Source organism: Streptomyces sp. NPDC002742, from assembly GCF_042888885.1.
In the GTDB taxonomy this organism is placed as follows: Bacteria; Actinomycetota; Actinomycetes; order Streptomycetales; family Streptomycetaceae; genus Streptomyces.
Genome location: NZ_JBIAQF010000001.1, coordinates 86,253 through 105,021 on the forward strand (window position 1 = coordinate 86,253; position 18,769 = coordinate 105,021).

General features: G+C 68.6%; 14 protein-coding genes. 8 read left to right on the forward strand and 6 right to left on the reverse strand.

Features of this window, described 5'->3' with window-relative positions; genetic code table 11:
• Positions 1-30: 30 nt before the first annotated feature.
• Positions 31-2,718 (reverse strand): bifunctional acetaldehyde-CoA/alcohol dehydrogenase, encoded by a 2,688-nt coding sequence (adhE, locus tag ACFYW8_RS00405; protein ID WP_389064972.1) that lies wholly within the window; start codon positions 2,716-2,718, stop codon positions 31-33.
• A gap of 310 nt (positions 2,719-3,028) precedes the next feature.
• Positions 3,029-3,871, reverse strand: coding sequence for a universal stress protein (locus tag ACFYW8_RS00410; RefSeq protein ID WP_389064976.1), 843 nt, complete (start codon positions 3,869-3,871; stop codon positions 3,029-3,031).
• 217 nt (positions 3,872-4,088) lie between these two features.
• Between ACFYW8_RS00410 and ACFYW8_RS00415 the strand changes: the two genes are divergently transcribed.
• The 4 genes from ACFYW8_RS00415 (at position 4,089) to ACFYW8_RS00430 (ending at position 7,686) form a co-directional block, all read left to right on the forward strand.
• Entirely contained in the window at positions 4,089-5,810 is a 1,722-nt protein-coding gene (locus ACFYW8_RS00415; protein ID WP_389064980.1) for a GAF domain-containing protein, read from the forward strand.
• 124 nt (positions 5,811-5,934) lie between these two features.
• Complete coding sequence (locus tag ACFYW8_RS00420; RefSeq protein ID WP_389064985.1) at positions 5,935-6,669, forward strand: CBS domain-containing protein; 735 nt, start codon at positions 5,935-5,937, stop codon at positions 6,667-6,669.
• 2 nt (positions 6,670-6,671) lie between these two features.
• Complete coding sequence (locus ACFYW8_RS00425) at positions 6,672-7,274, forward strand: hypothetical protein (RefSeq protein ID WP_389064989.1); 603 nt, start codon at positions 6,672-6,674, stop codon at positions 7,272-7,274.
• Between the two features lie 205 nt (positions 7,275-7,479).
• On the forward strand, positions 7,480-7,686 hold the full coding sequence (locus tag ACFYW8_RS00430; protein WP_389064993.1) for a DUF5988 family protein: 207 nt from the start codon (positions 7,480-7,482) through the stop codon (positions 7,684-7,686).
• 344 nt (positions 7,687-8,030) lie between these two features.
• Here the strand turns inward: ACFYW8_RS00430 and ACFYW8_RS00435 are convergent, their stop codons facing one another.
• A complete protein-coding gene (locus ACFYW8_RS00435) occupies positions 8,031-8,549 on the reverse strand; it encodes a DUF2231 domain-containing protein (protein ID WP_389064997.1) in 519 nt (172 codons plus the stop codon).
• Positions 8,550-8,954: 405 nt separating this feature from the next.
• Here ACFYW8_RS00435 and ACFYW8_RS00440 point away from each other — a divergent pair, with 405 nt between their 5' ends.
• On the forward strand, positions 8,955-9,164 hold the full coding sequence (locus tag ACFYW8_RS00440) for a hypothetical protein (RefSeq protein WP_365871975.1): 210 nt from the start codon (positions 8,955-8,957) through the stop codon (positions 9,162-9,164).
• Positions 9,165-9,390: 226 nt separating this feature from the next.
• The gene (gene mgtA, locus ACFYW8_RS00445; protein WP_389065003.1) at positions 9,391-12,003 is read left to right on the forward strand and encodes a magnesium-translocating P-type ATPase; all 2,613 of its coding nucleotides are present in this window, start codon (positions 9,391-9,393) and stop codon (positions 12,001-12,003) included.
• A gap of 225 nt (positions 12,004-12,228) precedes the next feature.
• On the opposite strand, the gene ACFYW8_RS00450 is transcribed toward mgtA, so the two are convergent.
• From ACFYW8_RS00450 to ACFYW8_RS00460, 3 genes are all read right to left on the reverse strand, one after another.
• Positions 12,229-13,476 carry a ricin-type beta-trefoil lectin domain protein gene (locus tag ACFYW8_RS00450; protein ID WP_389065006.1) on the reverse strand — a complete coding sequence of 416 codons (1,248 nt, stop codon included), beginning with the start codon at positions 13,474-13,476 and terminating at the stop codon, positions 12,229-12,231.
• A gap of 133 nt (positions 13,477-13,609) precedes the next feature.
• Positions 13,610-14,272, reverse strand: coding sequence for a VanZ family protein (locus ACFYW8_RS00455; protein ID WP_365871981.1), 663 nt, complete (start codon positions 14,270-14,272; stop codon positions 13,610-13,612).
• 477 nt (positions 14,273-14,749) lie between these two features.
• On the reverse strand, positions 14,750-15,400 hold the full coding sequence (locus tag ACFYW8_RS00460; RefSeq protein ID WP_365871983.1) for a DUF4230 domain-containing protein: 651 nt from the start codon (positions 15,398-15,400) through the stop codon (positions 14,750-14,752).
• A 525-nt stretch (positions 15,401-15,925) separates the two neighbouring features.
• Between ACFYW8_RS00460 and ACFYW8_RS00465 the strand changes: the two genes are divergently transcribed.
• Together ACFYW8_RS00465 and ACFYW8_RS00470 are read left to right on the forward strand one after the other, a co-directional pair.
• Positions 15,926-16,786, forward strand: a complete 861-nt coding sequence (locus ACFYW8_RS00465; RefSeq protein ID WP_389065009.1) for an S-4TM family putative pore-forming effector — start codon at positions 15,926-15,928, stop codon at positions 16,784-16,786.
• A gap of 130 nt (positions 16,787-16,916) precedes the next feature.
• Entirely contained in the window at positions 16,917-18,512 is a 1,596-nt protein-coding gene (locus tag ACFYW8_RS00470; protein ID WP_389065014.1) for a hypothetical protein, read from the forward strand.
• The last annotated feature ends 257 nt before the right edge of the window (positions 18,513-18,769 follow it).

The window sequence follows — 18,769 nt, forward strand, 5'->3', positions numbered from 1 at the left end:
AGGGAAGGGGGCGGGCTCGGTCAGGCCGTCTCAGTTCGCCGGAACGGTGCCGCCGGTCTCCACGCCATGGCCGTAATAGGCCGCACGCATCAGTTCCGCCATGTCGTCGAGCATCGGCATCCGGGGGTTGGCGGGCGCGCACTGGTCCTCGTAGGCGTTGAGGGCCTGTTGGGGAAGGGCGTCGAGGAAGGCGTGCTCGTCGACGCCGAGGGACTGGAAGGTCGGCTCGATGCCCACCGCGTCCCGCAGTCGCTCCACCGCCGCGGCGAGCGCTTCGACTCCCTCGGCCGGGGTGGCGGCGGACAGACCGAGGGTGCGGGCGATGTCCTGGAAGCGTTCGGGGGCGCGGTAGCTCTCGTACTTCGGCCAGCCGGTGAGCTTCGTGGGAATGGTCCCGTTGTAGCGGATGACGTGCGGCAGCAGAACGGCGTTGGTCCGGCCGTGCGCGATGTGGAAGGTGGCGCCGAGCGTGTGCGACATGGCGTGGACGATGCCGAGGAAGGCGTTGCCGAAGGCCATGCCGGCGATGGTCCCGGCGTTGTGCATCTTCTCCCGGGCTTCCGGCCGGGCCCCGCGGTCGTTCACCGCGGCCTCGATGTTGTCGAAGATCATCCGGATCGCGTGCAGGGCGAGGCCGTCGGTGAAGTCGTTGGCGTAGACGGACACATAGGCCTCGATGGCGTGGGTGAGGGCGTCGAAGCCGCTGTCGGCGGCCAGCGCCCGGGGCAGCGCGGTGGTGAGGAGCGGGTCGATGATGGCCACGCTGGGAGTGAGCGCGTAGTCGGCCAGCGGGTACTTCTTGCCGGTGGCGGGGTCGGAGATGACGGCGAACGGGGTCACTTCGGCGCCGGTGCCGGAGGTGGTGGGGATGCACACCAAGTGGGCGAGCCTGCCGAGGACGGGGAAGCGGAAGGCGCGCTTGCGGATGTCGGAGAACTTGTGCCGCATGTCGGCGAAGTCGACGTCCTTGCCCTCTGCTTGCTGCTCGTACAGCAGCCACATCACCTTGGCGGCGTCCATGGGGGAGCCGCCGCCGAGGGCGATGATGGTGTCGGGGCGGAAGTCGCCCATGAGGCGGGCGTCGCGCCGGACCGAGTCGATGCTGGGCTCGGGCTCGACGTTGTCGATGACCTGGATGGTGACCGGCTCCGCGCGCCGCCGCAGCACGCGTTCGACCCGGTCGACGAGGCCGAGGCGGGTCATGGTCGCGTCGGTGACGACGGTGACGCGGTGGACGTCCGGCATGGAGGCGAGGTAGCGGATGGCCCCCGGCTCGAAGTAGATCTTCGGCGGGACCTTGAACCACTGGAGGTTGTTGTGGCGGGTCGAGACCCGCTTGACGTTGAGCAGTTGAGCGGCGCTGACGTTGTTGGACACGGACGTGCTGCCCCACGAACCACAGCCCAGCGTCAGCGAGGGCAGCAGGCTGTTGTAGATGCCGCCGATCGCGCCTTGGGACGAGGGGGCGTTGACGATGATCCGAACCGTCTTCATGTGCTTTCCGTACGCCTCCGCCAGCGCGGGGTCCTCGGCGTGGATGACGGCGCTGTGGCCCTGTCCGTGGAAGGCCACCATGTCGGCGGCGAGGTCGAAGCCCTGCTGTTCGGAGTCGGCGCGCAGGACGGCGAGGACGGGACAGAGCTTCTCGCGGGTGAGCGGTTCGTCGGGGCCGACCCGGTCGGCCTCGACCAGGATCAGTGACGTGTCCGCGGGGACGGAGAATCCGGCCTGTTCGGCGATCCAGGCCGGACTCCGGCCCACGGCAGCGGAGTTGACCTTGGGCTCGCAGCCCGAGCCGGCGGCGCCGACGGGGAACAGGAACGCCTCCAGCATCGCCTTCTCCTCGGCACTGGCCAAGTGGGCGTGCAGGGTGCGGAATTCCGCCAGGACGGCGTCGTAGATCTCCCCGTCCAGGATGACGGCTTGTTCGGAGGCGCAGATCATCCCGTTGTCGAACGACTTGGACAGCACCAGGTCATTGACGGCGCGGCGCAGTTTGGCGCTCCGGTGGACGTAGGCGGGGACGTTCCCGGCGCCCACCCCCAGGGCGGGCTTGCCGGCCGAATACGCGGCCCTGACCATCGCGTTGCCGCCCGTTGCAAGGATCAGTGAGACACCGGGATGCCGCATCAGGGCGCCGGTCGCCTCGACGGACGGGGCCTCGATCCACTGGACGCAGTGCTCCGGCGCGCCCACGGCGACCGCCGCGTCGCGGACGATGCGGGCCGCTCGGGCGCTGGAGCGCTGGGCGGACGGATGGAAGGCGAACACGACCGGGTTACGGGTCTTCAGCGCTATCAGCGCCTTGAAGATGGTGGTGGACGTCGGATTGGTGACGGGCGTGATCGCGCACACCACACCGACGGGCTCCGCCACCTCGATCATGTCGTCGATGTCGTCGCGGGCGATGACACCTACCGTCTTCATCGGGCCCATGCTGTGGGTGACGTACTCGCAGGCGAACATGTTCTTCGCTGCCTTGTCCTCGAACACGCCGCGCCCGGTTTCGTCCACCGCGATCCGCGCGAGCGCCGTGTGCTGGTCCAGGGCCGCCACCGACGCCTTCTTGACGATGAGATCGACCTGCTCCTGATCGAGCGCCTCGTACTCCGCGAGCGCCTTGAGCCCGTTCGTCACCAGCCGGTCCACCGCGATGGCGATGTCGGTCGGCGGGGCGGCGGGCTCGGCGGTCGCGCGGGGATCGTCCTGGCGGGTCATGTGAGCAGGCCTCCGTCGTCGAGAGGTCACCGCCGCGTGAGCGACGGTGCGTGAAGGGAGTTGGCACGATCGGAGACCGGTGCGGCTCCGAGCATGAGCTTCTCGCTTCCCGGGGCCTTTGACCCAGGAGCCATTGGTCCCTCTGCGAGGCCGACCGGCCCCGGATCGGCGCCGGTGGTCAGACCGTTGACGACACCGATGCCCACGTCCACGGAAACGCCTCCGCGCCGGGCGTGGCCACGCCCCTTACGTCTCGTAGCCACCAGTCGCCGTGGACGGTGACTGGTGGCTACGAGACGTAAGGGCTCGGTCAGGGCTCCAGCTGGATGTCGATCTCGGGAGGCTGACGCAGGCTGTTGTGGACGGTGCAGTGCGAGACGACGGCCAGGTCGGCGGCGGCCGAGCGGCCGACGAGCACCTTGCGGGCCGATCCCTCGATCGGAGTCCTGCGCAGCCGTACCGTGGGGTGCTCCGCCGCCGTGTCGGCGACCAGGGTGTCGAGCAGGGCGGAAGCCCGCTGCTCATGCTGGTGCGCCGGATCCGCGGCCGACGCCCGGTCGTCGGCCGTCTCCCGCGCGGGGCGGCGCCAGGCGCGGACGACGTCCGGCTCACACCCGCGTGCCTCGGCTTCCCGGAACGCGAACCGGACGGCCTCACGGCTCGACTCGGGGTCCCCGGCGCCGAGCAGGACGCGCCCGTGCGAGCCGGCCAGAGCGGCCTTGTCACCCCTGACGACGATGACCGGGCAGGACGCGCGGGCCGCGACCGCCAGTCCCACCGAGCCGAGCAGCGTCCCCTTCAGCTCACCGCGGCCTCTCGAACCGGTGACCAGGGCGGCGGCATTCGTTCCTTCGTCCAGGAGCGCGGACACGGCCTCGGCGGCCACCGCCGCCGTGGAGACCTTGAGATCGGGGTTGTGCCGGCGGACGCGTTCCGCCGCCGAGCCGACGATGTGCTCGGCCAGCACCTTCTCGGAGGTGCGCTCCCGGCTCATCGTCGGCAACGCTCCCTCGTACCGTTCCCACAGCGAGGCGTGGACCAGCCGCAGCGGGAGCCCGTTGCGGGTGGCCTCGTCCACAGCCCAGTCGATGGCCAGGAGGCTGCCGTCCGATCCGTCGACGCCCACGACGAGGGGGAGAGCCGTTGTCTCCACCTCCTTCTTTCTTGCTGCGATGTCGTGCGGGGTACCACTTTCACGATCGTGCCCGGCGTCCGGCGCCGGCAGGGGCCGTCCAGCCCTTTCCCGGGACTTCCGGCCCTGGCGCCTGGATCCGGATACCGGCCCAGATCGGGGAGGGCTACCGTGATTACGTCCGCGATCGGGCCCGTACGCCGACCGGGACACACAGAGAGAGGCCGGGAGGGACGGCGTGGGAACCCCGGACGAGCTCCGCGGACTGCTGCCGCAGCTGAAACTCGACGAGTTGCTGGAGGAGCTGCAGACCAGGCTCGACGCGGCCCGGAGCACGCGTGACCGGGTGCAGAGCCTGCTCGAAGCGGTCCTCTCCGTCGGCCGGGAACTGGACCTCGAACAGGCTCTGCGCTCCATCGTCGAGGCGGCCGCGACGCTGGTCGACGCCAAGTACGCGGCGCTCGGTGTCATCGGATCCGACGGCACGAGCCTGTCGGCGTTCCACACCATCGGCGTCAGCGATCAGCAGATCTCCGGCATAGGCTCTCTCCCGGAGGGGCACGGCATCCTCGGCGAGCTGATCCGCCACCCGGAACCCCTGCGTCTGGAGAAGCTCTCGCGGCACGCGGCCTCATATGGCTTTCCGGCCGGTCATCCGCCGATGGACAGCTTCCTGGGCGTTCCGATCCGCGTGCGCGACGAGGTCTTCGGCAACCTGTATCTGACCGAGAAGCGCGGCGGGGCGCAGTTCGACGAGGAGGACGAGTCGTTGCTGTCCACGCTGGCCGTCGCAGCCGGCGTGGCGATCGACAACGCCCGCCTGTACGAGGACTCCCGACTCCGCGAGCGCTGGCTGAAGGCCAATGCGGACATCAGTCACAGCCTGATGTCCGGCAGCGAACGTGCCGAAGCGCTGAACCTGATTGCCGAACACGCTCGGGACATCTCCTGCTCGGCTCTGGCGGCGGTCGCCATGCCCGTGGAGGGCAGCAGGTCACTCAGCGTGGAAATTGCCGTCGGAGTGGACGCGGAAGCGCACCGGGGACTGGTGCTGCCTCTGAAGGAAACCCTGGTGGGACTGGCGTTCTCCACCGCCGCCCCGGTCAACAGCGACGACGTCACCCAGGACGAGCGGATTTCCCCCGAACCACCACGCTTCCAGGGGCTGGGTCCAGCAGTGGCCGTCCCCATCGGTACGGGCGTCGGTGATGTACGAGGAGTGGTACTGCTGGCCCGTAGGTCCGGCCGGCCGGTCTTCTCCTGCAGGGAGACCGCGATGCTGCAGGGATTCGCCGTCCAGGCTGCGATCGCGATGGAACTGGCCGAGCGACGGCAGGACGCCGAGCAGATCGCCGTGCTGCAGGACCGCGACAGGATCGCCCGTGACCTGCACGACCTGGCCATCCAACGACTGTTCGCGACCGGGATGACGCTGCAGAGCGCGGGCCGGTTCATCACCCACCCCGAAGCCTCCGAGCGGGTGCTGCGGGCTGTGGACGACCTGGACGAGACCATCAAGATCATCAGGTCGGCCATCTTCGGCCTTCGGGCCCGTGAGAACGACGCGACCGGCGGCGGACTGCGGGCCGAGGTCGCCAAGGTGGCCGACGAGGCCAGGTCGGGACTGGGCTTCGCGCCCAGCGTGCGCATGGAGGGTCTGCTCGACACCGACGTTCCGCGCGAGATCGCCGGCCATGTCGTCGCCGTACTCGTCGAGGCTCTGACCAACATCGCCCGGCACGCCCACGCCGGCCGGGCCGACGTGGTGCTGACGACCGACGGCCGTGAGGTACGTCTGAAGGTCTCCGACGACGGGGTGGGCATTCCGGCGGACGGCCGCCGCAGCGGACTGCGCAACCTGGCCGAGCGGGCCGAGCAGCTCGGCGGGCGTCTGGAGGTCTCCGCTTCCGGCGCCGGTGGTGCCTTGGTCGACTGGCAGGTCCCGCTGCCGGTGAAGTAGCGAGTGCCCACGGCGCGGGGTCCGAAGGGGTACGTTTCGGGCCCGCTCGGCCCATGGCGCGGACGGCCCGGAGACCCCAGTCTGAAGATGTCTCGTGACAGCGGCCGAGCCTTTGGAGGACGCCATGAGCGGCACTCCGACCTTCGTGAACGACGTGATGGCGAAGCGGGTCGTCAGCCTCCGTGCTGGAGCCGCCTTCAAGGACATCGTGAAGGCCATGCACGGATGGCGGGTCGGCGCACTTCCCGTGCTGGACGACTCCGGAGTGGTCATCGGCGTCGTCTCCGAGGCCGATCTGCTGCCCAAAGAGCAGTACAGCGACGGCGGCATCGGTCCCTACGGCCAGGTGGAACATCTCTCCGAGGTCCGCAAGGCCGACGCGGTGACCGCGGGAGAACTCATGACCGCCCCGGCTGTCACCGTGGCGCCCGGCACCACCCTCGCCCACGCGGCCCGCGTCATGGCCCGCAGCCGCGTCAAGCGGCTGCCGGTCGTCGGCCGCGACGGCACCCTGAAGGGCATTGTCAGCCGCTCCGACCTGCTGAAGGTCTTCCTGCGGGAGGACAAGGACATTGCCGAGGAGGTGCGCCGGGAGGTCGTCGTACGGCTCTTCGGTACGCACACCGCGACGATCCGGGTCGAGGTGCACGACGGTGTCGTCACGCTCGCGGGCCGGGTCCACGAGACCGCCCTCGTTCCGTCGGCCGCACGGCTTGCCCGGGCGGTGCCCGGAGTCGTCGACGTGCGAAGCGCGCTGGCCGGGCCGCCCCGGCACCCGAACCTCGACCCCGACCTCCCCGAAGCCGACCGCCCGGCACAGAGCGAGGCGGAGCCGTCGGTACGGCGCAGGGGGCGGTGACGATGGCACGGACAGCCTCCGGCAAGGGGACCGTCGTCAGAATGTGGCGCTGGCGGAGCAACCCGCTGCGTCGGCACAGCGACGTCATCGAGGCCTGGATCGTGCTCGTCACCTGGACGCTGGCGGTCGTCTTCGGACTTCTCGCGGGCGTGGTGGCGGCTCGGGCGGTCGGCACCGGCCTGTCGGCACAGGCGGCCCGAGCGCACGCGGTGCCCGCCGTCCTCACCGTGGACGCACCGAGTCCCCCGGCCGCCGTCGGAGGCAGCGGCGGCGAGCGGGTGTGGGCCGCCGTGCGATGGACCACCTCGGACGGAACGGTCCACGCCGGCAAGGCCAAGGTCTTGCCGGGCGCCCCGGCCGGCACGCGTGTCACGGTGTGGACGGACCGAACGGACCATGTGGTGCCGGCGCCGATGACCGGTACCCAGGCGACGCTGGAGGCGGCCTTGGCCGGCGCCCTCGTCGCTTCCTCGGCCGGTGCCGCGGTCTGGGCCGCGGGACGGGTGGCCCGAACACGGCTCGACCGGCGGCGCATGGCCGAATGGGACGCGGAGTGGCAGCAGGTCGGTCCTCAGTGGGGGAATCTGAGCGGAGGAAGGGGCTGACCACCGAGCCCGCACGGCCGACAGCATCGCCGCCGGTCGCACCGGGCCGCGACTTCCCGTTCCACCAGGGCCGATCGGCCCTGGTGGAGGTGAAGGCCGTTCCCACGGCGGGAAGTCGGCCGACATCGCCCGCCACGCGAACGGCCGGAGCGCACCTCGGCGCGTCGCGGGGGCGCGCTCCGGCAGGGGCAGAGAAGATCGGGTCATGACCGACGCGACAAAAGCAGTTCTTGAGGGTGGCCCTGACGATCTTCCTGAGCGGATCGTCTCGGTTCCGGCGCCCGACCTCGACATCAAAGTGCCGTTCCGTGGAGGGTACGAGCACTTCCGGGCCACGACGCGTCAGCAGGAGACCGGGCAGGGTCAGTTGCCCGTCTACGAGTGGTGGGAGCGCACGGAACTCCCCGGGTAGCCGGCCGCGCGGAACACGCGACCGGACGGGCGTCGTCAGGCGACGCGGCGCACGCACTGGGGGCCTGGCCCGTCCCCACCGCTGAACGGGTGACCGGCTCACAGGGCGCGGGCTCGTTCCGTGTCCCATCGGTCCGAGGCGTGAGGGAGCGGGCACAGGTCCTGACGCGTTTGGCGCATGCCGTCAGCTCACCCGTCAGCTCACCCGTCGGCTCACGCGTCGGCTCACGCGTCGACTCACCCGTCGGCCCCGACCGGACTGGCATCGGCCGGCCCCGGCCGCCGTCACGGTCCGGCAACGGGGCCGGATCGTGTCCGTGGCAGGGCCGACGCCGGATTCGTCCGTCAGCCGTTGCCGTGCCGCGTGGCCGCCTTCGAGTAGTTGTCGTGCCAGGCGGCTTTGGCGCCCGAGTCGCCGATCCGGTAGACGTCCACCACGGCGCCGACCGCGACGGCGATCGAAAGGATCGCGATCGCACCCCGGACCAGTACCGGGAGAGCCCGTGAGGCATCCGACGTGCCGTCCGCCGCGGGCGCCGCGCGGCGGGCCGTCCACCAGACGACGGCCGAGATCACGAAGAGACCCAGTGCCCAGGGCAGCAGGCCGTCGCCGAGTTCGGCGTGCCTGCGCACCAGCGGGTCGCTGCCGACGTGCTGTTCCAGCCACTCACCCGCGTGTGTGGACACCGGCACGGTCACCAACGTCACGAGCGTGAGGACGGGCAGGATCAGACCGAGCCGCCGGGCTGCGCCGGGCCACACCGCGCACGCTATGAGTGCCAGGGCGCTCAGCGGCACGAGCACGATGACGAAGTGCACGAACAAGATGTGCGCGGGCAGTCCGTTGACGATCGTGAGACTCATGTGGGTTTTCTCCATGGGGGCGGTCGGACCCAAAGCGCGGGCTGGATCTTCGGAGGAACCCGCGCACCTTTTCACAGGGACTTCTCAGTTCCCTCTGAGCCTCACCAAGATCACTGCTGCAAGCGGACGCGCAGGGGATCGAGTTGTCCCGGTCCCGAAGCCTTCACTTTTATCCCTTCTTGCCCGAGAACGCAGGTCGGCGAGTGAGGCGCGGCCGGACGCGGCACCGAGAACGCTCAGGTGGCTGTCCAACCCGAGGATGCCCCGGCCCATGTCACGCACAGGCCTCGCGGCGCAAGGGCCTTTCATACCCCAGTTCGTTCCCTATGGCTCATGTGCCGTGATTCCCGGCGGAGTTGACTGGAGCCGAAGGGGAACAACGACGACTCGGAGGGAGTGGGCACCGTGGGTACGAGTCTCACGCCGGAGTTCTGGACGATGTTCGCGGTACTTCTCGTTGTTGCCACGGGTGTCACGTTCGTCGCCACGGCGACGCTCGACGCGCTCGCCGTACGGCTACTGCGCCGTCACGTACACAGGGCACCGGTGGTCGCCCCGTCCCGATCGGCGGACGCGCGCACCCGCGCAGCCTCGCGAAGGACGGTGGGGAGATGAGGCGCGGCGGTGTCGCGGGTGTTGACCGATCGGATTCGACCCGTTCCACCGTTGACTCGGCGGTGGGGGAAACGGCGAGACCCGGTGTCGCGATGCGCCTGATCGAACAACTGCGCCGCGATCGCGGAACCAGCCCGTGCCCGCAGGACCGATCCCCCGACTCCGGAGGCGGAGCAAGGTGAGTGTCGTTACTCCGGCGCAGCCGCCGGCGCCCGCGCCGGGGGTGATGTCCGCTGCGGTTCTCCCGGCGGATGATGTCCTTCGTATGTTCGACGTCGTCGCGGGGGAAGGCCTCGGTGACGCGGAGGTTCTGCGACGCCAGGCGAGGTTCGGCCCCAATGCGGTGGCTACTCATCGTGCCCGGGTGTTCCCTGTTCTGTGGCATCAGCTCCGCTCACCGTTGCTCGGGCTGCTGGCGGCAGCCGCTGTCGTGTCCTTCCTGGTGGGAGAGCGAAACGACGCGGTGATCATCGGGCTGATCGTGAGTGCGTCGGTGGGACTGGGATTCGTCAACGAATACCGGGCCGAAAGGGCGGCCGAGGCACTGCACTCCCAGATCCGCCATCAGACCGTGGCCTTGCGTGACGGCAGGGCGGCGCTCGTGGATGTCACGGCGCTGGTCCCCGGTGATGTGGTGGAACTGCGGCTGGGTGACATCGTGCCGGCCGATCTGCGGCTGATCGCGGTCACCGGCTTGGAGTGCGATGAATCGGTGCTGACCGGAGAGTCGCTTCCGGTGGACAAGAGTCTCGCTGCGGTCGCGGTCGGGACTCCGCTCGCGGAATTGTCCGGGTGTGCCTTGATGGGTACGGTCGTTCGTGCCGGCGCCGCTCGTGGGGTGGTGGTGGCCACCGGAGCACGTACCGAGTTCGGCAAGATCGCTGCTGGGCTCGACACCCATCCGCTCGACACCGAGTTCCAGGTCGGCCTGCGGCGCTTCTCCATGCTGTTGGTCTACGTCGCGGGCGCGTTGACGACCTCGATCTTCGTGATCAACGTGGCCCTGCACAAGCCGATCATCGACGCGCTGCTGTTCTCACTGGCCATCGCGGTGGGCATCACCCCGCAGCTTCTGCCCGCGGTCGTCTCGACCAGTCTGGCCGCGGGTTCGCGGCGGATGAGCCGACGCAAGGTGCTGGTCAAACGGCTGGTGTGCATCGAGGACCTGGGCGATGTCGATGTCCTGTTCACCGACAAGACCGGCACGCTCACCACGGGCCGGATCGAGTACATGCGCGCTGTACCGGCCGACGGCCACGATGCCGGGGCGGTGGTGCGGTGGGGACTGCTCGCTACGGAGAACGAGGCGCGCGACGCCCAGGACGTCGGAGGAAACCCGCTGGACCAAGCCCTCTGGCGATCCCCGGCCACCGCCGACGAGCGGGCCGGTCTGGACGGGTACACGCAGGTCTCGGTGCTGCCCTTCGATCATGAACGACGCATGGTGTCCGTTCTGCTGCGGGACGGCGACGGCCGCGTCGGCCTGGTCACCAAGGGAGCTCCGGAGACGGTCCTTGACCGCTGCGTCGATGTCCCGCCCGCAGCCCGTGACGCACTGGCGGTCGAGTTCTCCACGGGCAACCGGGTGGTCGCGGTCGCCACCCGGTCCGATGTCACCGCAACGCAGGGTGTCGGGCCTGACGACGAACGGGGGCTGACCCTTGTCGGCCTGCTGGTGTTCATGGATCCGCCCAAGCCGGATGCCGCCATCGCGCTGCGCAGGCTGTCCGGGCTCGGCGTCGCGGTGAAGGTCGTCACCGGCGACAACGCCGCGGTCGCCGCGAAGGTCTGCCACGACCTCGGTCTCCCCGACTCGGGAGTGATGACCGGCAGCGAGGTCGACGCCCTGGACGACGGACAACTGGCCGAGGCGATCGCCGACACCACGGTGTTCGCCCGTGTGAGTCCCGAGGCCAAGGCACGCATCGTGCACGCGCAACGGCTCAGCCGCGGGGGCGTCGCGTTCCTGGGCGACGGGGTGAACGACGCCCTCGCTCTGCACGCGGCCGACGTGGGTATCTCCGTCGACTCGGCCACCGATGTGGCCAAGGACGCGGCCGACGTCATCCTGCTGGAGAAGGACCTGAATGTTCTCGCCGACGGTGTGGGCGAGGGCCGAAGGATCTTCGCCAACACCATCAAGTACGTGCTGATGGGCACGTCGAGCAACTTCGGCAACATGGCCTCCGCCGCGGGAGCGTCGCTCTTCCTGTCGTTCCTGCCGATGCTCCCCTCACAGATCCTTCTGAACAACCTGCTCTACGACAGCAGCCAGTTGGCCATCCCGACGGACAACGTGGACGAGGAGCAACTGCAAAAGCCCTCACACTGGGACATCGCGTTCATCCGCCGATTCATGATCACCTTCGGACCGCTCAGCTCAGTGTTCGACTTCCTCACCTTCGCCGTCATGCTATGGGTCTTCCACTCCGGACCGGCCCAGTTCCGGACCGGCTGGTTCGTCGAATCGCTGGCCACGCAGACCCTGGTGATCTTCGCCATCCGTACGCGCCGCATCCCGTTCTTCCGCAGCCACCCCAGCCTGCCGCTGACACTGGCCGCGCTGAGCGTCGTCACGATCGGTGCGCTGCTGCCGGCCACGCCGCTCGCCCATACGCTGGGCTTCCAGCCACTTCCCATGGCGTTCTTCGCCACCCTGGTCGGCATGATCGTCGCCTACCTGGCCCTCATCGAAATCGGCAAGCGGCTGTTCTACGGCGCCGCAGCCACCGTCTCGCCGACTCACGGGCGCTACGCGGGCCACCGGCACCTGCGGCGCCGCGCATCCCACTTCAGCACGGCCGCGCCCCGCACCACACGAGGTGACGGGGCGCGCTGATGCCGGGCTTCCGGTCCAACTGCCGCGAACAGGTCCTCGTGCCGACGACGGAACGTCCAGGCGTCGGCCGAGGCGAGTCGTTCCGGAACCTGCTCCATCCTCAGCAGGCCTGCGTCGACGGCAATCTGAGTGGCTGTTCCCTGTCCGGCCGCGCGAGAGCGGACAGAGAACAGCCGCTGAGAAGGGACTGTCTCCGATGCGGACCTATATCGCCCGACCTGTCCCTCAGCCCACCGTCCACTTCTGGTTGGCTCCGCCGCCGCAGGTCCAGATCTGGAGCCGTGTGCCATTGGCCGAGTTGTTGCCCGTGGCATCGAGACACTTGTCGGCCTGCGGGTTCACGATGTCGTGAGCCGCGGTGACCGTCCATTTCTGGTTGGGGCCGCCGGTGCAGTCCCACAGCTGGACCGTCGAGCCGTCCGCCGTACCGTTGCCGGTGACGTCCAGGCACTTGCCGAGCGCGCGGATCGTGCCGTCCGAGGACACGGTCCACTGCTGGGCGCCGGTGCCGTTGCAGTCGTAGAGCTGTACGGGCGTGCCGTTGGCCGAGTTGGCGGCGGCCACGTCCACGCACTTGCCCGCGAGGCCCTTGATCGGACCGGCGGTGCCGCCCGGGCTGTCGCTCGTCGTCACCTTCACCTCGTCGACGACGAGTTGCTGCGGGAAGACGGTGGAGCCGTCGGGGTCGCCGGGCCAGTATCCGCCGACCGCGAGGTTCAGGATCAGGAAGAACGGCTTGTTGAACACCCAGGTGTTGCCGCCCACATCGGCGGGTGTTCGCGTCTGGTAGACCGCGCCGTCCACCGACCAGGTGATCGAGTTCGGTGCCCAGTCGACCGCGAAGGTGTGGAAGGCGTCCGCGAAGGCCTGGCCGTTCGGCAGGGAGTACCCGGCGCCGATGCCGGCGGACCCGGAGTACCCCGGACCGTGGATCGTGCCGTGCACGGTGGACGGCTCGAAGCCGACGTTCTCCATGACGTCGATCTCACCGGAGTTCGGCCAGCCGACCTGCCCGATGTCGCTGCCCAGCATCCAGAACGCCGGCCACATACCCTGCCCGCGCGGGATCTTCATCCGGGCCTCGACATGACCGTAGGCCGTGGTGAACTTCCCCGAGGTGTTCATACGGGCCGAGGTGTACTGACAAGTGCCGTACCAACACTGGTAGTTGGCCGGATTCTCCTTGCGGGCCGTGATCACCAGATGGCCCTGGCCGTCCAGCGCCGCGTTCTTGTTGCCGGACGTGTAGTACTGCCGCTCATGGTTGTTGACGTTGTCGCCGGTCTCCATCTGCCACTTGGAGGAGTCGACGGCCGAACCGGCGGGGCCGTCGAAGGTGTCGTCGAACGTCACGGCCGCGGTGGCCGCCGCCGGACCCGCGTGGGCGGGAGCGACGACGGCCGAGGCGGAGGCGACGAGCGCGGCGGACAGCGCGGCGAAGAGGCATCTTCGGAGCAGGCGTGGGGAGTCCATGACTCTCATTTCCGTACGGCTGCCCTGGGAGGGTCGGCCGACTGAGGTGGGGGGTGCATGCTTCGCCTCTTGATTTAAGGAGTGAGGTAACGGAGTGTCAATACTTTGGTCCGGACCAACAGTTGAGGGATGGTCAGGCGCGAAGACGCTTCTTGGGGTGCACCGCCCGGCCGAGCCGCCGTCCCAGAAGCAGGTAACCCACCAGCGCCCCGGTCGTGTTGAGGATGACGTCGTCGATGTCGAAGGAACGCCCGGTGATGAGGGCTCCCTGAACGAGCTCGACCAGGAGCATGACCACGGCGGTGAGTGCGAGGACGCGCAGGATTCCGCGGGTCCTGGGGAACACCACGGGCAGCAGTACTCCGAAGGGAACCCCCAGCACGAGGTTGCCGCCGATCTGCTTGACGGCGTCGCGCAGTTCCGGCTGGTCGAGATAGGCCCGCAGGGAGCGTCCGGGGTGGAGGTTGTTGTGGATCAGCGCCGCGGACGCCGGTGAGGGCTCCAGGGTCAGCCGCGCCAGCGCGACGGCGAAGGCCACCATGGCCGCGAAGGCGATCAGCACGGCCAGCAGCCGGAAGGGCAGCGCCAGCACCCCGGGCTCCCGCGCCTGCGCCGGGGGCGGTGTCCTGCGGCCGAAGAGCGACCGCGACTTCTCCGGCTTCCCCGGTCCGGACTTCGACGCCGGCTTGCTCCGCTCGGCCTTCGAAGCGGGCTTCCCCCGGTCCGATCCCGACTTCGGCGCCGGTTTCCGGCGACCGGCCTTCGCGGCACGTGCGCGCAACGCGGTGCGGACCATGAGACCCTCCCCTTTTCAACTGCCCTCTGGTGCAGCCCGCATACCCCCGATGGGGCCGAGGATGCCCGGGGCTTCGGTGAACGGGAGGGTTTCGCGGCAACAGAGGGAGCTTCTCGCCAAGCGGGGCTTCGGCGTGGTCCGAAACGCGAGAGGGCGGCGGGGCGGGCCGACCGGGCCGACCGCCTTCCGGGTCGACCCCGCGTCGGCGTACTGCCCCGCCCTGCCCCGCCCCGCCTTGCACTGCTCCGCCCCGGCCCGCCTCACCTCGGTCGACTTAGGTGCGCGGCCGGGGTGTCCCACTCTGCGGATGAGGAGAGTGTCCGTTCGCCCGGTGAGCGTGTGCGGATGGTCAGGCGTCTTTCGCCTTCGCGCCGTCGTCCGTGCTGAGGTGCGTCCGTCCCTGGACCACAGGACGGACGCGGGCGTCGTCACTACGTGGGCACCGTCCGTAGCCGGCAACGTGGGCGCCGTCCGGACTCAGGCACCGTAGGTGACCGTCACCTCCTTGAAGCCGAGAGAGCGCAACAGGCCTTCGAGCATGCTGGTGGTGTTCTCCTCGGCCCGGGCGGTGAGGCGGCTGTCCTGCGCGGCCTTGCCGATGTGTTTGGCCGCGAGACGCTGTACGGCCCGCTCGTCGTTCGGGTTGTCCGAGAAGATGTCGCCGATCCGGTCGAGGAGACCGCGCTGCTTCGAGACGGCGTAGGAGTGGTCGGGGTCGAGGGCGGGTTTGCCCAGTGCCGCGTGCGGCAGACGGAGCGTGGCCGACGTACGGTCGCCGTTGACCGTCACGTCCTTCCGGCCGATGCGGCCGAGGTCGACATAGGCGTCGACGGTGCCGGCCCCCACGTACAGCGTGCGGGTGCCGCGGATGGCGTCGGGCAGATACTTCGCGTCCTTCTCCAGGTCCACGACCACCTGGAAGTTGCCCGACGCGGCGTCGTAACGGCTCATGTCCTGGATGGACTTGAGGAGTGCGGGGCCCGAATTGTCGCGGGTCTCCGTGCCGAACACATCGCGCAGCCCCGGCAGCACGGCCAGTCGCAGCCCGGCGAAGAGCACCACGAGCACCAGCACGAAGGCGGAGACCACCTTCGCCCAACCGGGCATGCGTTTGATGGACGTCGTCATGTCGACGGTCCTCCTTTCAACCGTCCGTGTACCCTCCAAGTCCCCTGGCAGGCCGACCGGTTGGCGTGCCGTCTGGATGCGTGTCCCCTGGGGCCGGTGGCTGAGTTCCGCTCATCGGTGAGTGGGGAACACGCTTGATGGGCCGATTTTCGAACGAGGTCGGACGGTGGATCGGAGGGCGGCTCGCCATCGAGGCGGCGGAACTCCAGCGTCGCGCCGGTGAAACGGAATACGCTCGGGAGACAGCCCCGCGGAGGCGGGAACCGCCTTCGCCGCGGCGTCCCGCATCGGTGGACCCGAGATCAAACGCATGTACGCCTCCGCCAGGCCGTCGCGGAGTTCAACCCCACAAGACGCGGGGTTCGTATGGCGAGAAGCAAGTGCGTCTGCTTAGCGCGGAGGCCGTGTGTGACGTTCCAGTTCTCGACAAAAGGTCAGCGGTGAAAGACAGTTGGAACAACGTCTGCCGCACGACGGGGGGAAGCCGTGGTGGATGGTTCGTCGCCTACGTTGATCGTTTCTCCGGTGCTGAGGGAGCAGAACCAGTCTGATGCACTGGTTCGGTTGCGCGCCATGTCGGTGTCGCACAAGAGGGCGCAGCGCCTCGGGGCGCTGAGCGCCTGGTGTTCTGTTCTGCTCGCTGCCGCCGGTTGTGCGGCATCATTCGTGACGAGCCTGGTGGGCGTGGTCGCCATCGCAGGTTCGGTCTGGGCTGTTGTCTACTCGGCGGTGTTCTCCTCGTGGGTGGATTCTGCGGCAAGGCGGGCGGCTTACGTCCAGGAGTTGTTGGACGTCCGGCTTTTTCGTCTGTCCTGGAATGCGGTACTCGCGGGCGAGGAGCCTTTGTCGCATGAGGTGAATGCGCTCAGTAGACGTTTCTCCGGGAAGGAAGAGGAGGTCCGTGACTACTATGAGATTCCAGATCTGCCGTATCCCTATGACGTGATTGCTTGTCAGCTTCAGAATCTGGGGTGGGGTGCACGTATTCGCCGCCGCTTTGCGCGGGCTGTGATAGGGGCGATCTGTGTCTGGGGTGCCGCTGGTCTGGTGGTCGCCTTGTCTGCGCATTTCGACTTGGGCGAAGCCTTGGTGAGATGGTACGTGCCGTCCCTTGCCGCATTGCTGTTGGGAGTCACCACCGTGCGCACTCAGTGGTCTGTCGCCGCCGAGCGGGAGCGTGTGCTGTCCTTGGTGCGAGGCCGCATAGCGGCGGGTGGCGGAGAAGCTGACTTGCTGAGGCTGGCGCGGCAGGTGCAGGACGTGATCTTTCTTTCGAGACAGACCTACACCCGGGTCCCGAACTGGTTCTTCCGTCAGTACCAGGAATCCGATCGTGCCGACTTCCTGGCGGCGATGCGTGAACTGCGTGATCAAGTAGGGCGATAGTGGAGACCGTGGCTCCGGACATGCCGGAGCGTGGTGGTACGCGACTGAAGTGTTCGCGTGAGGCAGGCTCCCATCGCCTGCGGGTCCCTCTTGTATTGGGTGGTGCGTGACGTGGTTACGGGAGGGCCGCGTGGCCGCGTTCTCTGACAGTTCGGTTGTTACTGCCAGGCTGGGCAGCGGCGTTGTCCGAGGCCTGCTCGACTGGGCTGAACTCAACGATCTGTCGGTCGATTTGAGTCTGCCGTCCTGGTCCCCGCCCGGCAGGGGCTATACGGGTGCCATTTTGGAGGCGTTGGAGGTTGCCCCGCCTGCGCGCGTGGTGATCCTGAAGGTGTTGCCGGCAGGGCCCTATCGGGGGGAGCCAGGACGTCACACTCGTGCCCTGCGGACATCTCCGCCGGCCTTCGCCGAGAAGCACCTGGTTGAACTGCCTTTCGCGCCGTATCCCCTGGAGGGCGGTGGCGCGCTGATGTTCCAGGGTGTGGCGGGCGACGGGCTCCGCGACATGGCACCCATGCGCGTGTTGGGCGGGGACGAATTTGCGCTGGCGTGCAAAGACGTGGTGCGGGGGCTGCTCACCGAGTGGAACGCGGCGGTAGGGCGCCCACAGCGGATGCGTGCATCAGCCTTTCTTCAGTCGGAGTTACGAGCTGCCTGGTCGGATGGGGCGTCGCTGGCGCGGGCGCGGGAGAGTGCCGGGCTCTCGGGTTCGGACGTTCCCTGGTTCGAAGCGGGTGGGCGGCGTTTGCCCAATCCGTTCTTGCTGGTCACCGGTGGCCACCCGGAGTTCGACGATCCTGAGGTGTCGGTGCTCAGAGGGCTGACCCACGGTGATCTTCATCTGGACAACGTGCTGGTCCCCAGGCGCCGAGGCGTGCTGCTGCCACAGGAGTACCGCCTCATCGATCTGTGCGGCTTCACCTCGGACGGTGCTCTGACGCGAGATGTGGCCATGCTGCTGCTGTCAGCTCTTGTGCCGGTGCTGCAGGAGCCGTTGTCGGCTCATCAGGAGTTGTTGCTGCTCGACTATGTTGTCCGTCCGCAGGAGGCTCATCTTTCGCATCTGCCGCGTGGAGCGGCTGCTCGGGTCGACTGTGTGAGGGACACGGCCGCCGGCCTGATGGGCGGCTGGCGCGAGCCGTGGGCTGATCAGTTGCTCCTTTCTCTTGTCGCAGGAGCCCTCGTTTTCACGACATTCACGAGCCTTGGTCCAGGGGTCAGGCAGTGGTACCTGCGTCTGGCCGCGCACGCGGGGGGTGAGCTGCTTGAGTCGCGCGCGTTCCCGGACGCGAAGCAGCCGTCCGTCGCGGGGAGCCCGCCACCGCCATCGGCGGCTTTGCGGCGCGAGGAGCCTGCGGCCGACGAGAGCACCGCTATCCGGCCGATTGCGGCGGTGCGACGGGCGGGTGGCCGGCTGGACTCGGAGGGGCGCAGGGCCCTCGTTCTGGCTCTCGAGGCTGTCCCCGCAATGGCTGATCCCGGTTCCCGAGCGGCAGTTCTGCGGATGCTGCCTCCCGAAGTGGCCACGAGTATCCCGAGGTCTCCGATTACGAGGGTTGAGCTCTTGGGCGTTGTCGAGACATGTCTGGCCTTCCCGGAGGGACTGGCGGAGCTGTGGGAGGCGATCAGTACCGTGGATGCCGGGACGCGCAGCCTTGAGGCGCTCCACGGTGTTCTGGAGCGAATGTCTGCGTTTCGAGGGGTGACGGAGAACGGCCATGGCTGAGGGCCCGTTTTCGACGCGGGGTTTCCGGTCATGCGGCACTGGGACATCATGAAGGCGCAGGCAAGGGCCGTCAGGCCCGCAGAAGGGAGAGCCGCGGGGCATGGATCAGACAGCGTCAGCCATTGAGTCGGAGCTATTGGATCTTTCGCAGTTGACCTTGGGGGATGTGTGGACATGTCGGCGCGGCGTTGAGTGGCAGGAAATGGAGCGGCGACTGCTGCACGAGTTCGCCAACCCGTCTGTGTTCGCGGGTGACC